Consider the following 14,203-nt stretch of genomic DNA (forward strand, 5'->3'; position numbering starts at 1 on the left):
CAACGTACACGCACATGCATACTCCCGCTCCCCAAGAGCTAATCGCGCGCACCGCCGCGTTTGTAGAAGAGAAATTTGCCTCCGAGGGCTCCGGCCACGACTGGGCGCATATCCGACGGGTATGGCTGGGTGCCCGGGCCTTTGCCCGCGCCGAGGGCGCCGACACTCTGGTAACGGAGCTGGCCGCCCTGCTGCACGACATTGCCGACTGGAAGTTCCACGGCGGCGACGAGGAGGCCGGACCTAGGGCTGCCCGCAGCTGGCTCAGCAGCCAGGGAGCCCCCGAAGAACTCATTGCCCGCGTCGAGCTCATCATCCGGGAGGTATCGTTTAAGGGCGCCGGCGTGGCTACGCCGGTAAGTAGCCCCGAGGCCGCCTGCGTGCAGGATGCCGACCGGCTCGATGCCATCGGGGCCATTGGCGTGGCGCGGGCTTTTGCCTACGGCGGCCACAAAGGCCGGGCCCTGCACGACCCGAGCATTCCGCCCATCCAGCACGGCACATTTGCCGAGTACAAAAACAACGGCGGCCCCACCATCAACCACTTCTACGAAAAGCTGCTGCATTTGCGCGAACGGCTGCACACCGCCGCGGCCCGCCGCGTGGCCGATGAGCGGCACGCCTTCATGGAGCAGTTCCTGGCTCAGTTTCTGCGGGAGTGGGAGGGAAGCGACCTGGAACGTGAATAAAAAGCCTGTTTATATCCAATTAAGCGGCACGAAATCGGGCGTTTTTGCGTTGTTTTGTCGCAAGATGAAGATGGACTTTCGTTTGATCCGGCTAGGCTTACTGCCGGGCGTTTTACTGCTTGCCCTGCTCACCAGCTGCCGCACATGCCCCATGGCCTCGTGCCACGTGCGCAAGGTGCACTACCACAACCAGGTTAGGTACCGCGGTCAGCCGATCTACAAAAAACAGAACCCTTCGATCGGTGAAAAGATCAAAGTGCACAACCAGCCCGACGGTAAAATGCACAACAACCGCAGCAAGCCAAAACCGTGATTACGGTAGGAAAAACGGCTTTTTTTCGGTATCTTGCCCTCTTAAATCCAACTTTAAACCGGGCGCCGCAACCTCATCAGTAAGAGGCGCGGTGGCCTTTCGTTTTGTCTAATGGCTGAAGGCGAAAAGATTATTCCCATCAACATTGAGGACGAGATGCGCGGCGCGTACATCGACTACTCGATGTCCGTTATCATCTCGCGTGCCTTGCCCGATGTGCGCGACGGCCTGAAGCCCGTGCACCGCCGTGTGCTCTACGGCATGAGCGAGCTGGGCGTATCCTACAACAAGGCGTACAAGAAAAGCGCCCGTATCGTAGGGGAGGTGCTGGGTAAGTACCACCCGCACGGCGACTCGTCGGTGTACGACACCATGGTGCGCATGGCGCAGGATTGGTCGTTGCGCTACCCGCTGGTCGATGGCCAGGGCAACTTCGGCTCCATCGACGGCGACTCGCCGGCGGCTATGCGTTACACCGAAGCCCGCCTGAAGCGCCTGGCCGACGAGCTGCTCGGCGACCTGGACAAGGACACCGTGGACTTCCAGGCGAACTTCGACGACTCGCTGGAGGAGCCCTCGGTAATGCCCGCCAAATTCCCGAACCTGCTGGTAAACGGCTCGTCGGGTATTGCCGTGGGCATGGCCACCAACATGGCCCCGCACAACCTCACGGAGGTAGTCGACGGCATTGTGGCTTACCTGGCCAACCCGGAGATTACCGTGCAGGAGCTGATGGAGTTCGTGAAGGCTCCCGACTTCCCGACGGGCGGTGTTATCTATGGGTACGAGGGCGTACGCCAGGCCCTGGAAACCGGCCGCGGCCGCATCGTGATGCGGGCCAAAACCCACTTCGAAACCACGCCCACCGGCAAAGAGCAGATCATCGTTACCGAGGTTCCCTACATGGTGAACAAGGCCGCGATGATTCAGCGCACGGCCGAGCTGATCAACGAAAAGAAGATCGAGGGCATTTCGGACTTGCGCGACGAGTCGGACCGCGACGGTTTGCGCGTGGTGTACGACCTGAAGCGCGATGCCGTGCCGCAGGTAGTGCTGAACAACCTGTTCAAGTACACCCAGCTGCAATCGACGTTCGGCGTAAACAACGTGGCCCTGGTAAAAGGCCGCCCCATGACGCTGAACCTGCGCGACCTCATCGTGCACTTCGTGGAGCACCGCAGCGAGGTTATCATCCGCCGCACTAAGTTTGAGCTGGCCGAAGCCCAGAAGCGGGCCCACATCCTGGAGGGCCTGCTGATTGCGCTGGATCACCTCGACGAGGTAATTGCCCTGATCCGTTCGTCGCGCGACCCGGAGCTTGCCCGTGCCCAGTTGATCGAGCGGTTTGCCCTAAGCGACATTCAGGCCCGTGCTATTCTTGATATGCGCTTGCAGCGCCTCACCGGCCTCGAGCGCGACAAGATCGTGAACGAGTACCAGGAGTTGATGAAGCTCATCGACCACCTGAAGGCCGTGCTGGAGTCGCCCGAAATGCAGCGCGACATCATTCGTACGGAGCTAAGCGACATCCGCGACCGTTACGGCGATTCGCGTCGCACCGAAATCGAATACGCCGGCGGCGACATCGATTTCGAGTCGCTGATTGCCGAGGAGTCGATGGTGATTACCATTTCGAACGAAGGCTACATCAAGCGCACCTCGCTCGACGAGTACCGCGCCCAGGGCCGTGGTGGCCTAGGTTCACGCGGCGCTTCCTCGAAGGAGGCCGACTTCACCGAGCATTTGTTCGTTGCCTCCACCCACGACTTCCTGCTGCTCTTCACCGAAGGCGGGCGTCTGTACTGGATCAAGGCGTACGAGCTGCCCGAGGGCGGCAAAGCGGCCAAAGGCCGTCCGATTCAGAACCTGATTCCGGAGCTGGCCAACGACCCCGTGCGCTCGGTACTGAACGTGCGCGACCTGCGCGACCCCGACTACGCCCAGAACAACTACCTGATGTTCTGCACGGAGCAGGGCACCGTGAAGAAAACCACGCTCGAAGCGTATTCGCGTCCGCGCGCTGCCGGCATCAACGCCATCACCATCAACGAGGGCGACCGTCTGCTCGACGTGCAACTGACGACGGGTAGCAGCGAAGTGATTCTGGCTTCGAAGCAAGGCCGGGCTGTGCGCTTCAACGAGGCCAACGTGCGCCCCATGGGCCGTACGGCGGCCGGCGTGCGTGGCATCACCCTTGCCGAAGACGCCGACGACCGTGTGGTGGGCATGGTGTGCCTGGCCGACCCGAACAAGGAACTGCTGGTGGTATCGGAAACCGGCTACGGCAAGCGCAGCCCCATCGATGACTACCGCATCACCAACCGCGGCGCCAAAGGGGTAAGCACCCTCAAGGTGACGGAAAAAACCGGCTCGCTTGTTGCCATCAAAGATGTGAACGACGACGACGATCTGATGATCATCAACCGTTCGGGCATCACCATTCGTCTGCGCGTGGCTGATGTTCGTTCGATTGGCCGCGCCACGCAAGGCGTGCGTTTGATCAAGATTAACGACGGCGACGAAATTTCGTCGGTAGCGAAGGTTGCCGCCGAAGATAAAGAGCTGGAAGTGGCCGAAGAAGGCCTCGAACAGCAGGAGGGAAGCCCGGTAGCCCTGGCGGCCGCTGAGCAAACCGACGACGTGGAAACCCTAGGTGCCGAGTAACCCTCGGCCCTTGGGGCAACCCATTTCTGCACTTACTTTTTACACCAGTTTTCTCTCTTCTCCTAACTGCTATGAAGAAAACACTCCTGACGGTTCTGGCAGCGCTGGCTATCCAGGTAGCTTCGGCTCAGAACTCAGCCGTTACCAACGCCATCCTGATGCAAAAGCAGGGTACGCTTGATAAGGCGCGTACGGAAATCGACAAAGCCATTACCCACGAGAAAACCTCGGGCAAAGCCAAAACCTGGTATACCCGTGGCGAAATCTACGAAGGCATTGCCCAGAGCCCGATTTACGGCAAAGCGCTGCAGCCCGGCGAAGGCAATAAGGTAGCATTCGAGTCGTACCAGAAAGCTATTGAGCTGGAAGGTAAGGACAGCGACTACGGCAAGCAGGCCGTTCAGCGCCTCGAGAACATTTACGGCCTGGCCCTGAACGCCGGCGTGGAGAGCTACAACGCCCAGAAGTACGACGAGGCCTTGGCTTCGTACCGCATGGCGCAGCAAATCAAGCCGCAGGACACCACGGCGCTGCTGTATGCTGCCTACGCCGCCGAAGCCAAGCAAGACCTAGGGCAGGCCAAGGAGAACTACAGCAAGCTGATGGCTATCAACTACAAGTCGCCGCAGATGTACGGCCGCTTGTTGCAGATTGCCCGCCAGGAAAAGAACGAAGCCGAAGCCAACAAGGTGATTCAGCAAGCGCTGGCAGCTTACCCGAACAACAAGCAGTTTCTGCTCGAAGACCTGAACATTGCGCTGAGCTCAGGCCGTGGTCCGCAGGCCATCGAGAAAATCCAGAAAGCTATTGCTGCCGATCCGAACAACTCGAACCTGTACTCGGTGCTGGGTTCGGTGTATGAGCAGAACAAGCAGCCCGAGCAAGCACTGGCCGCCCACAAGAAAGCCATTGAACTGGATCCGAAGAACTTCGACTCGCAGTTCAACATCGGCGTTTACTACTTCAACAAAGGCGCTGACATCTTTAAGACGGTGAACAAGATGGACCTGAAGACTTATCAGGCCAAAGGCAAGCCGATGGAAGCGAACGGAAAGAAGTTTATGGAGCAGGCTATTCCGTACTTCGAAACCGCGATGCAACTTAACCCGAACGAAGCTGGCGTACGTAACGCCTTGCAGAAGGCTTACACCAGCGTTGGCCGCAAAGCTGATGCTGAGAAGCTCATGAAATAGTAGGGCCTAGGTCCGCAGCAGCCCAGTCGTTAGATTGGGCTGCTTTTTTACATTGTTACTTAACATAATATAAATTATAACACATAATAGTATTTGGATTTGGTGGCAGGGTGAGCCATTCCGTTTACGAGTTGTAACCTTATGCATGGTGCTGTTGGTTTGGTCAGTGCTATTTCCAGTCTCGTTCTGAGCTGTGCTTTGAGTTTAGCATGTTCACACAACTTGTTTAAGTGTCCTCGGCTGTATGCTCATGCTTCGGCCTAGCCCTTTCGGTTAACTCATGGTTTGCTCTGGTCTGAGTTTGATACAGACTCTTTTTGTCAGGTTCAGGTTAGATGCTATGTGGCAATTCTTCCGTTCGCATTGCCACCCTTTCACCTTCTTCTGTAATCAATACTGGATTGCGTTGATGTTGTGTACGTTCACCCGGATTACAGGTGTGTTTAGCGCTTATTAAAGGATGGAAATTGCTTGCTGTCGATGCCTTCGCCACCTATTGCTGCCTTGCCTTCATACAGGCGATTTAAGCAACGTTAAATGTGAAGCGGTTCCTATGTCAAACCCACAAACCGAGGTGATTTAGAGCCTTCCTACCCTGTTCTATGAGGTGTTATCGTCCTCCCTACTCAATTTCCGCCCCTTTATGTTAGATAGATTTTATTTACTGTGTATCTCCGAACTCAAGTTAATCACTCTTATGTTAGTAAATAATAGCAAAAAAAGTTTAAAACAGCATATACTTTCTTATACTTTATGTGCTTTTTACTGCTATTATTAATTTATCCTTGTGCTCAGCTTTTTTATATGCCTAAAACGATTGATTACCCTCGTACCACATACCTCTCAGCCTGGGAGGCTTCGGAAGTCGTTGATGACACTGGTGGTAAGTGCTCGATTGATGCCTGTGCTCGTAAACTCAACCGTAAGGTCAGTGGAAGCTTTAAGGCTATCCTGGGTTCTGCGGTTAAGTTTGGCTTGCTCACTAGCAAGCGAGAGATGCTGACCACCACGAATCTGTTCAGGAGAATAAAGCACGCCTACGATAAGCAGGAAGAGAAAATCTTTCATAGAGAAGCCTTCTTACATCCGCCGCTCTTCTCGCACATATGCCGCAAGTTTCGTAACCGCGAGCTGCCGGTTCATATGTTCGACGTAATGCTGGTGAGAGAATTCGGAGTCGAGGAAATCAATGCCCAGAACGTAGCGCGGGCCTTCGTGGAAGGCGCACGAATGGTGGGCGTGCTGGATGAACGCAATGTTATTGCGGATATAGATCAGATGGCTCAGGCCGTACCTCGCCGGGATATAGCCAGCCCCGAGATGAACCTTAACTTGTTTCGCCCCGACCAGGATAACATACCGGGCGGAACCAACGGGAACAACGCCGCTGCAAGTTCAAACCCAACAGCAAACGCTGCCGATGCCGTTTCGAGTTTGTTTGGGCTGAATTCCGCGGTAGCAACGCCGGCTGCGCCAGTCATACCGGTTGTGCAGGTGCCGGCAAGCGTACCGCTTGTGCCGGCCGCTCCAGCAGTCGCTGCGCCACCTCACCTACTATATACTCAAACCCCAGCCCAACCCGAAGCGGTAGTTCATACGGCAGTGCCACAAGCCCCAACAGGTTTTAAGGCATCAACGGCAGCTCCAGTATCAGCTCAGGCAGATCATATACCCACAACCGATACTCCGGTAGCAGAAGCTCCGGCCAACTCTTATGCTATCCGTATTACCGGGCCCGGGCTGGATAGCCAGCTCTCGGTGCAGGACGAAGCTGATCTGGCCATCGTACACGCATTGCTGGAGAAGATCCGCAAACACCTGAAGTAGTATTCGGAATAAAGAAGTTGAAGGGCCGGAAGCAGCTACTACCCTACTGCTCCTGGCCCTTCGTTTCACTCCGGGAAAAGTATTATGTTAAGCGGTACAGAGCTCAACGCTTTTTCAACAAAGCCACGTACCACTTCCCATCGGCGTGGTGGTGGCCGAGGTTGAAGCTGTCGAGGGATACAACTTGCAGCTGGTTTCGCCATGTCTTGGGTATGGCTGCTTCTCCCCGCTGAGCGGCATATACAACAACGGGCAAATGCCGGAACGGCGCGGGTCCATCGGCTGCGGGGATTAATGGAACGCCCCTACCCGCAGCCCAAACCCACTTAACTTGCATGGGGCTGAGGCTGTATACGGGCAGTTCGCGGAGCTCCCGGTGCGCGGCTACTACCTGAGCTTGCGACCGAAGGCCGGCATCGTCGCGGCGCCGGCGCCACTCGGAATAAGCCGGCATCAGCAGGGCTGTAGTGGTTACCACAACCAGGCTACTCCCTACCACTGCCGCAGCGGCCCCCCGTTGGGTGAAGAAAGCCAGAAGCCCAACAATGAGCAGCAGACACACCCCCACCATAAGCCAGAAACGAAGCGACATCAAGCTAAACGAAGGCAGCCTGGCCCACCCCAACGCCACGGGCGTAGCCAGGGCGGCCAAGCCCAGCACAATCAGCCAGAAACGCAGCAACCACCGGTCGGTACGCTGAAGCTGCTGCGGGGCGGTAGCAAGCCAATAGCGCAGCAATCCGGCGACCAGCAAGGCCAGCGGTGGCAGCACGGGCAGCAGATAGCGTTCTTTCTTTTCGGGTACGAGCGAGAGCAGCAGAATGGTAAGCGAGGCCCAGGCCAGCGCAAAGCCGTACGGCACGTAGGCCTGGCAACGCTTGCGGGCATAAGGCCACACCAAAGCACCTAGGGCAGCCAGCGCCCATACCCCCATGAAGACCGGGAAATTAAGGTAGTACCACAGCGGCTGCACGTGGCGGTTGGCCCAGGAGGCGCTTTCAGCCTGCGCCACCTGCGTAGCCTCCGACGTATGGTTCAGGTACACGTACAGCGGCCAGGCGGCGGCAACTCCCAGCGCCAGCCCCACCATAAACAGCAACGGCCAACGGTGACCACGCACGGATGCACAATCGAATTTCCAGACGTAGGCCAGCCCGAAAGGCAGTACCATGCCATACAAGGCTACCGGCCCTTTGCTTAAAGTCGACAGGCCCAACAGTATGCCGGCCAGGGAAAACCATCCCCACCCCTGCCCGGGGAACTGCAAGGCGCGCATAAGGGCCGCAAGGGCTCCGGTAGCAAAGCAATAGCAATAGACATCCCAACCGTTGCCGTCGCGGCCTACGGTAAGCAGGAGCAACGAGCTGGCCAATACCAGCGCGGCCAGCCAGGCGGTACGGCCTTCGTCGGTGGGCGGGGTGAGCTGACGCGCCAGCTTCCAGAAGAACAACACCAGCAGGCAGGCGCCGACGGCCGATGGCAAACGCAGCAGCCCTAGGTCGGTGGTGTTGCCGGTAAGGTGCATCACCCCGGCAACCAACCAGGTAGGCAACGGCGGCTTGGCCAGGCGCAGCTCGCCGTTGAGGGTGGGCAGCAGCCACGAACCACCGGCATGAATCTCGCGCGCGGCCACGAAATTCCGGGCTTCCATGAGGCCGATTTCGGGCACGCCCAGCTCCACAAACAACCCACAGCCCAGTACCAACCCCAACACCACCCACCGCACCCAGCGCCGGGGCCAGCCCGCCGCTGTAAACAAAGTGTTGCCCATAGATCTTTACCGCCTGCGCCTGATACGTAGTCCGGGCGTAAAAGCTACGCCGCGCGGCGCCATTGCAGCATAGCTTTTATTATACCTTTGCCGCCTTCATGCACACCCTTCCTGCTTCTAAACACATGCCCACGGTTCTGGTTACTGGCTGCGCAGGCTTTATTGGCTCTCACCTCTGCGAACGGCTGCTGAACGACGGTTTTCGGGTGTGTGGGCTCGATAACTTCGACGCGTTTTACCCGCGAGCCATTAAGCAGCAAAACCTGAGCAGCCTGCTGGCGCACCCGAACTTTGTGTTTGCGGAACTGGACTTGAGGCAAGGCGCGGCGGCACTCGACGCAGCTTTTGCCGAGGAGGCGCCGGCCGTGGTGGTGCACCTGGCTGCCAAAGCCGGCGTGGGCCCGTCGGTGCAGGAGCCGGTGGCCTACCTGGACAACAACGTGGTGGGCACCACCCACCTGCTGGAGTGGATGCGCCTGCGCGGTATCCCCCGCCTGCTGTTCGCCTCTTCGTCGTCAGTTTACGGCAATACGCCCCGCCGGCCGTTTCAGGAGGATGAGCCGCTGCTGGCTTCGTGCATTTCGCCGTACGCGGCCTCCAAGCTGGCCGGCGAGCAACTAACCTACACCTACCACCACCTCTACCAGCTGAGCGTGCTGAACGCGCGCTTTTTCACGGTATACGGCCCGCGCCAACGCCCCGATCTGGCCATTCATAAGTTCGTGCGGCTGCTGCGCGCCGGACAGCCCATTCCGGTGTTTGGGGATGGCAGCACGGCGCGCGACTACACCTACGTGGCCGATACCGTGGACGGCATTGTGCGCGGCGTAAATTACCTGCTGGCGCACACCCAAGTGTACGAAACCGTGAACCTGGGCAACAACCGACCCGTGCCCCTGCTTGAACTCATTGCCGCCGTGGGCAAAGCCGTTGGCGCAGTTCCCCAGCTGCGCTTTCAGCCCATGCAGGCCGGAGACGTAGAGGTAACGTATGCCGACATCAGCAAAGCCCAACAGCTGCTGGGCTACAACCCGGCTACCTCGCTCGAGGCCGGCCTGCGCGAGTTTGTGCGGTGGCTGAATGCCGCGCACGTAGCCGCCCCGGTCTAGCGCCTCGCCCTCCTAGGTGCCGTTAGCTGGCCTGAGCCTTGGGACGCTCCTCCAGGGCAGTAAGTTTGTCGGCTGCTGGCGGGCCCAGGTGGTTTTGCTCGCGGCGCAGCAGCACAATGTTGCGGGCATACACCACCGTGCCGAACACGTTGCCCAGAATCAGCACCGCATCGTGGCGCAAGGCCGCGTAAACCAGGATCATCACGGAGCCCACGAAACTGACGAGCCAGAAGCCCAAGGGCAGCACCGACTCGCCCTTGCGCTCCGAGTACAGCCACTGGTACACAAAGCGCAGCAGAAACACCGTTTGCCCCACCGCACCCAGCAGCAGCCAGCCACCGGGTATGCGCGAGGACAGCATGGCCTGCAGGCTGAAATGCGGCGTGCCGGCCACAAACCACCCCAGGGCTGCCAGCGGAAACGCGTAAGCCGCAAACCGAAACACCGGGTTGAGCTTGCCCCACTCGCCCAGCAGCTGCAGGTTGCGGATATAAATGGCGTAGCTGATGACCTGAGCGCCCAGAATAATCGGGTCGTGGCGCAGCATGCCGTAGATAATCATCAGAAACGAAGACACCAGGCTGATTTGCCAGAACACGCTGGGCACGAGCACGCGCTTGGCCCGCTCGCTCTGTACCCATTGCACCACAATGCGGCTCGAGAACAGCAGCTGCGAGGCAAGACCAATTAGCAAAGCAACAGTCTCGGTCTTCATACCAGCAGGTGCCACCTAGGCGGCGTGGTGGTGCTTCTCCCCGATTTCGTAGTTCTTCCAGCGCGAGCGAATCCAGCGGTAGCCGAAGGTATCCACCAGAGGTTTCCAGAGGCGGTTCCAGAGGTTGTACTTGGCCGTGCCGGCAAAGCGCGGAAAGTGCCTTACGGGCAGCTGCTTTACCTTGCCGCCCTGCAATTGCACCAAGGCACCCAGAAAACGGTGCATGCCATGGAACAGCGGCAGGCGCCGGGCGTACTCCGTCTTCAGGATTTTCAGCGGGCAGCCCGTATCCACAATCCCATCGTTAATCATCAGGCGGCGGAAATTGTTGGCGATTTTCGACGACAACAGCTTCACCGGCGAATCCTGGCGCTTGGCCCGAATGCCGGTAACCATGTCGTACTCCGGAAAGAACTTCAGCAACTCCAGGAAGTCCATGGGCGTGGTCTGAATATCGGAGTCGATGTAGCCGACCAAGGTACCCCGGGCGTGGTCGATTCCCGCTTTAATAGCCGTGCTCAGCCCGCGGTTCTGCGCCAGCGACACGAACTCGTAGCGGGTATCCTGGCGGCAGATCTTGCGCATCAGGGCCAAGGAACCGTCGGTAGAGCCGTCGTTGACGAAGAGCACGGTAGTAGCAACCGGAGTTACCTCCAGAAACTTGTTCATCTCAACCACAAACTGCTGCAGGCTTTCTTCTTCGTTGAAAACCGGCACCAACACCGTAAACGACTGCGTGGCGAGGTAGCGGGAATTGTCGGACATAGCAAGGAAAACGGCCTGCAATGTAGGCAGGAAATTGGGCTGCATTGCGTGCACAGCCACATACTTGATGCACCAGGCGCACATTGTGAGGCTGGGTTCACCTGGCATTTATTTTGCCGCTGCTATATAGCAAGCCTTAAGTAAGCGTTAGAGTATTCATTTCGAATACATCTCATGAAACACATTTTTACCGCATCTGTATTGGCCTGCTTTGGCCTTTCACCACTTGTCTCGCGGGCACAATCCGAACCAAGCGGCGGGCTGGCTCAAACCACGCCTGCGGGCAAAGCACAAGCCCTCAAACTGGGCTTTCAAGCCAGCTGGAACGGGGGCATTTATGCCGGCTACGAACGGCAGATCGGTGCCCATTCCAGCTTACAGGGTGCCGTTGTGTATTGGCAACGTACCTACCGCACCAGCTTCAGTGGCGTTTACCGCACCCGTGAATTTGCAGCTGAGCTTACTTACCGCCGGTATTTGCAAGCGGCCAAACCCGCGCTTGTAGGCTGGTATGCGGCCGGGGGCGCCAGCTTTCTGGGCGATGTGCATAGTTCAGAAACTGACAGCAACTTTCTCCATGGCCAAAGCCTCACCTTACGCTTCGGCCGGCAGTGCCAGCTGGGGCAACGCTTCACATTTGATTTCAACCTAGGGCCCGATGTGGCTTTGGGTTTTCGCCGGAAATACGTCTGGGACGACAACCAAAGGATGTACGTGCAATCCACATCCAAGTACTTTTTCCACCTGACAGGCTTGGCTGTAGCCCTGCACGCAGGGTACAGATTTTAGCCTGAGCATTCTTTACAAAGCAGAAGCCCCAGCGCCGCGGAGGAAGTTTCTCCGCGGCGCTGGGGCTTTTTGAGCGTGAGGCCAATTCGCCCCAGGCTTTACTCCCGACGCACACCCGCCGATATGGTGGAGTGGCGCTGGCGCAATAACTCCACCACGTCCTCAATCCCTAGGTCCGACGCCCGCAGCAGCACCAGCAGGTGGTAGAGCAAATCGGCCGCCTCGCCCTTCAGCCCGTCGCGGTTGCCCGCTACAGCGTCGATAACGGTTTCCACGGCCTCCTCGCCTACTTTCTGGGCAATCTTGGGCATGCCTTTCTGAAACAGCTTTACCGTGTACGAATTGGGTTCTTCGGCGGGGTTTTGCTGACGGCGGGTCACCAGGCGCTCCAGCTCAGCCAGAAAGCTCACCGGGGCCGTGGGCAACGCCGCTTGCTGCTCCTGCTCGAAACAGCTTACGGTGCCGCGGTGACAGGTGGGGCCATCGGGCCGGGCGCGGATTAGCAGCGCGTCGTGGTCGCAGTCGGGGTGCAGGCTGACCACCGTGAGGTAGTGGCCGCTGGTTTCGCCTTTGGTCCAGAGGCGGTTCTTGGAGCGCGAGAAAAAGGTAACGCGTCCCTCCTGCTCGGTTTTGCGCAGCGCCTCCTCGTTCACGTAGCCCAGCATCAACACCTGCCCGGTGTCGGCATCCTGCACCACGGCCGGAATCAGCCCGCCCATTTTTTCGAAGTCAAAAGTCATTTGGGTTGTCAGTTGCGGGTTGTCGGTTGTCAGTTCGTTCAGGCTGATTTTACTAGCAACCCGCAACTGACAACCGACAACTCATATTCTTACCGGAACACCGGCGGCTCGCAGGTGCTGCTTGAGGTCAGGAATGCCGATTTCGCCGAAGTGAAAGACGCTAGCAGCTAAGCCTGCATCGGCCCGGGCCTGCTGAAACACATCGGTGAAGTGTACCATCTTGCCAGCCCCGCCCGAAGCAATAACGGGCACGCTCACGGCCTGGCATACGGCGCCCGTAACATCCAGCGCAAAACCATCTTTGGTGCCGTCGTGGCTCATGGAGGTAAGCAGCAGCTCGCCGGCGCCGCGCTCGGCGGCCTCGCGGCACCAGGCCACGGCATCGCGGCCGGTGGCTACGGTACCGGCGCGGGTATACACCTGCCAGCCCGCTTCGGCCGTGTGGCGGGCATCTACGGCCACTACAATGCACTGCGAGCCGAAGCGGCGGGCCAGCTCATCAATCAGCTCGGGGCGCTGCAAGGCGGCCGAGTTGATGGATACCTTGTCGGCTCCGTTGAGCAGCAGCGCTTCCACGTCGGCCACGGCCCCAATGCCGCCGCCTACGGTGAACGGGATGTCCAGCTCGCGGGCTACGTCGCGCACCAGCGCCACCAGGGTTTGGCGCTTTTGATTGGTGGCGGTAATATCCAGGAACACGAGCTCATCGGCGCCCTGCTTGGCGTATTGCGACGCCAGCGCCACCGGGTCGCCGGCGTCGCGCAAACCCTCGAAGCGGATGCCCTTCACGGTGCGGCCGTCTTTTACATCGAGGCACGGAATGATGCGTTTGGTAAGCATCTTCTTTTAGTTGAAAGTACAGGGAGAGACCTAGGCCACGAACCGGCGAAGGTCTTCGAGCCGGATGGTACCCTCGTAAATGGCTTTGCCGATAATGGCGCCGTGCATGCCCACTTCGGCCAGGGCTTCCACGTCGGCAATGGTGGTTACCCCACCACTGGCTACCAGCTGCGCTTGCGGCAGCTCGGCACGCAAGGCTTTGTAGGCACCTAGGGAGGGGCCTTGCAGCTTGCCGTCCTTGCTGACATCCGTGCACACAAAAGTGGTGGCGCCGGCGCCAAGGTAAGCCGCCACAAACTCGGCCAGGGTGCGCTCCGATTGCTCGGCCCAGGCGTTTATGGAAATGTGGTTGTCGCGAAAATCGGCGCCGACAATAATGCGCTCTGCCCCGAAGCTGCGCAGCCATGCTTGCACGGTGTCGGGCTCGCGTACGGCAATGCTGCCCGCCGTGATTTGCGCCGCGCCAGCATCGAAGGCTTGCCGTACGGCTTCCTCCTGCTGCAAGCCACCGCCAAAATCGATAATAAGGTTGGTGTGGCGGGCGATGCGCTCGAGCATGGGCAGGTTTACCGGGCGCTTAGCCCGGGCGCCGTCGAGGTCGACGAGGTGCAGGCGGCGCATGCCGTGCTGCTCGAAACGTTGGGCTACGGCCAAGGGGTCGGAGTCGTACGTGGTTTGCTGGGCAAAGTCGCCTTCGGTGAGGCGCACGCACTGGCCACCAATAAGGTCGATGGCAGGTATGATTTCCATGGTTGAAAGGGCTTAGGAATTAGGTCTTAGGGGTTGGT

The 14,203-nt window shown here is 58.8% G+C and carries 13 protein-coding genes; 7 read left to right on the top strand and 6 right to left on the bottom strand.

The features are described 5' to 3' along the window. Positions 1-14: 14 nt before the first annotated feature. The 5 genes from OIS50_RS05335 (at position 15) to OIS50_RS05355 (ending at position 6,686) form a co-directional block, all read left to right on the top strand. Positions 15-689: an HD domain-containing protein gene (locus OIS50_RS05335; RefSeq protein WP_264693293.1), complete on the top strand. Its 675-nt coding sequence runs from the start codon at positions 15-17 to the stop codon at positions 687-689. After that, on the top strand, positions 682-1,002 hold the full coding sequence (locus OIS50_RS05340; RefSeq protein ID WP_264693294.1) for a hypothetical protein: 321 nt from the start codon (positions 682-684) through the stop codon (positions 1,000-1,002). Before OIS50_RS05335 ends, OIS50_RS05340 begins: the two co-directional genes overlap by 8 nt. A 111-nt stretch (positions 1,003-1,113) precedes the next feature. Then, positions 1,114-3,666, top strand: a complete 2,553-nt coding sequence (gyrA, locus tag OIS50_RS05345; RefSeq protein ID WP_264693295.1) for a DNA gyrase subunit A — start codon at positions 1,114-1,116, stop codon at positions 3,664-3,666. 71 nt (positions 3,667-3,737) lie between these two features. Continuing rightward, on the top strand, positions 3,738-4,859 hold the full coding sequence (locus OIS50_RS05350; protein WP_264693296.1) for a tetratricopeptide repeat protein: 1,122 nt from the start codon (positions 3,738-3,740) through the stop codon (positions 4,857-4,859). Positions 4,860-5,612: 753 nt separating this feature from the next. Then, positions 5,613-6,686, top strand: a complete 1,074-nt coding sequence (locus OIS50_RS05355) for a hypothetical protein (RefSeq protein ID WP_264693297.1) — start codon at positions 5,613-5,615, stop codon at positions 6,684-6,686. Positions 6,687-6,789: 103 nt separating this feature from the next. On the opposite strand, the gene OIS50_RS05360 is transcribed toward OIS50_RS05355, so the two are convergent. After that, positions 6,790-8,457, bottom strand: a complete 1,668-nt coding sequence (locus tag OIS50_RS05360) for an ArnT family glycosyltransferase (RefSeq protein WP_264693298.1) — start codon at positions 8,455-8,457, stop codon at positions 6,790-6,792. A gap of 125 nt (positions 8,458-8,582) precedes the next feature. Here OIS50_RS05360 and OIS50_RS05365 point away from each other — a divergent pair, with 125 nt between their 5' ends. Beyond that, positions 8,583-9,566 (top strand): GDP-mannose 4,6-dehydratase, encoded by a 984-nt coding sequence (locus OIS50_RS05365; protein ID WP_264693299.1) that lies wholly within the window; start codon positions 8,583-8,585, stop codon positions 9,564-9,566. A gap of 22 nt (positions 9,567-9,588) precedes the next feature. Here the strand turns inward: OIS50_RS05365 and OIS50_RS05370 are convergent, their stop codons facing one another. Both OIS50_RS05370 and OIS50_RS05375 read right to left on the bottom strand, forming a co-directional pair. Continuing rightward, positions 9,589-10,281, bottom strand: a complete 693-nt coding sequence (locus OIS50_RS05370) for a lipid-A-disaccharide synthase N-terminal domain-containing protein (protein WP_264693300.1) — start codon at positions 10,279-10,281, stop codon at positions 9,589-9,591. Positions 10,282-10,296: 15 nt separating this feature from the next. Beyond that, positions 10,297-11,046 carry a glycosyltransferase gene (locus OIS50_RS05375; RefSeq protein WP_264693301.1) on the bottom strand — a complete coding sequence of 250 codons (750 nt, stop codon included), beginning with the start codon at positions 11,044-11,046 and terminating at the stop codon, positions 10,297-10,299. Positions 11,047-11,220: 174 nt separating this feature from the next. On the opposite strand from OIS50_RS05375, the gene OIS50_RS05380 reads away from it, so the two are divergent. Next, positions 11,221-11,835, top strand: coding sequence for a DUF3575 domain-containing protein (locus OIS50_RS05380; protein WP_264693302.1), 615 nt, complete (start codon positions 11,221-11,223; stop codon positions 11,833-11,835). 98 nt (positions 11,836-11,933) lie between these two features. Here the strand turns inward: OIS50_RS05380 and hisIE are convergent, their stop codons facing one another. The 3 genes from hisIE to hisA form a co-directional block, all read right to left on the bottom strand. Continuing rightward, complete coding sequence (gene hisIE / locus OIS50_RS05385; protein WP_264693303.1) at positions 11,934-12,575, bottom strand: bifunctional phosphoribosyl-AMP cyclohydrolase/phosphoribosyl-ATP diphosphatase HisIE; 642 nt, start codon at positions 12,573-12,575, stop codon at positions 11,934-11,936. A gap of 81 nt (positions 12,576-12,656) precedes the next feature. Then, entirely contained in the window at positions 12,657-13,415 is a 759-nt protein-coding gene (gene hisF, locus OIS50_RS05390; RefSeq protein ID WP_264693304.1) for an imidazole glycerol phosphate synthase subunit HisF, read from the bottom strand. A 30-nt stretch (positions 13,416-13,445) separates the two neighbouring features. Further along, the gene (gene hisA / locus OIS50_RS05395; RefSeq protein ID WP_264693305.1) at positions 13,446-14,165 is read right to left on the bottom strand and encodes a 1-(5-phosphoribosyl)-5-[(5-phosphoribosylamino)methylideneamino]imidazole-4-carboxamide isomerase; all 720 of its coding nucleotides are present in this window, start codon (positions 14,163-14,165) and stop codon (positions 13,446-13,448) included. Between the last annotated feature and the right edge of the window lie 38 nt (positions 14,166-14,203).

Source organism: Hymenobacter sp. YIM 151858-1, assembly GCF_025979705.1.
Lineage (GTDB): Bacteria > Bacteroidota > Bacteroidia > Cytophagales > Hymenobacteraceae > Solirubrum.

What these genes read in the sequence shown, in the direction of transcription:
- OIS50_RS05335 (WP_264693293.1), top strand. Translation starts at nt 15, where the DNA reads ATGCATACTCCCGCTCCCCAAGAGCTAATCGCGCGCACCGCCGCGTTT.
- gyrA (WP_264693295.1), top strand. Translation starts at nt 1,114, where the DNA reads ATGGCTGAAGGCGAAAAGATTATTCCCATCAACATTGAGGACGAGATG.
- OIS50_RS05350 (WP_264693296.1), top strand. Translation starts at nt 3,738, where the DNA reads ATGAAGAAAACACTCCTGACGGTTCTGGCAGCGCTGGCTATCCAGGTA.
- OIS50_RS05355 (WP_264693297.1), top strand. Translation starts at nt 5,613, where the DNA reads ATGTGCTTTTTACTGCTATTATTAATTTATCCTTGTGCTCAGCTTTTT.
- OIS50_RS05360 (WP_264693298.1), bottom strand. Translation starts at nt 8,457, where the DNA reads ATGGGCAACACTTTGTTTACAGCGGCGGGCTGGCCCCGGCGCTGGGTG.
- OIS50_RS05365 (WP_264693299.1), top strand. Translation starts at nt 8,583, where the DNA reads ATGCCCACGGTTCTGGTTACTGGCTGCGCAGGCTTTATTGGCTCTCAC.
- OIS50_RS05370 (WP_264693300.1), bottom strand. Translation starts at nt 10,281, where the DNA reads ATGAAGACCGAGACTGTTGCTTTGCTAATTGGTCTTGCCTCGCAGCTG.
- OIS50_RS05375 (WP_264693301.1), bottom strand. Translation starts at nt 11,046, where the DNA reads ATGTCCGACAATTCCCGCTACCTCGCCACGCAGTCGTTTACGGTGTTG.
- OIS50_RS05380 (WP_264693302.1), top strand. Translation starts at nt 11,221, where the DNA reads ATGAAACACATTTTTACCGCATCTGTATTGGCCTGCTTTGGCCTTTCA.
- hisIE (WP_264693303.1), bottom strand. Translation starts at nt 12,575, where the DNA reads ATGACTTTTGACTTCGAAAAAATGGGCGGGCTGATTCCGGCCGTGGTG.
- hisF (WP_264693304.1), bottom strand. Translation starts at nt 13,415, where the DNA reads ATGCTTACCAAACGCATCATTCCGTGCCTCGATGTAAAAGACGGCCGC.
- hisA (WP_264693305.1), bottom strand. Translation starts at nt 14,165, where the DNA reads ATGGAAATCATACCTGCCATCGACCTTATTGGTGGCCAGTGCGTGCGC.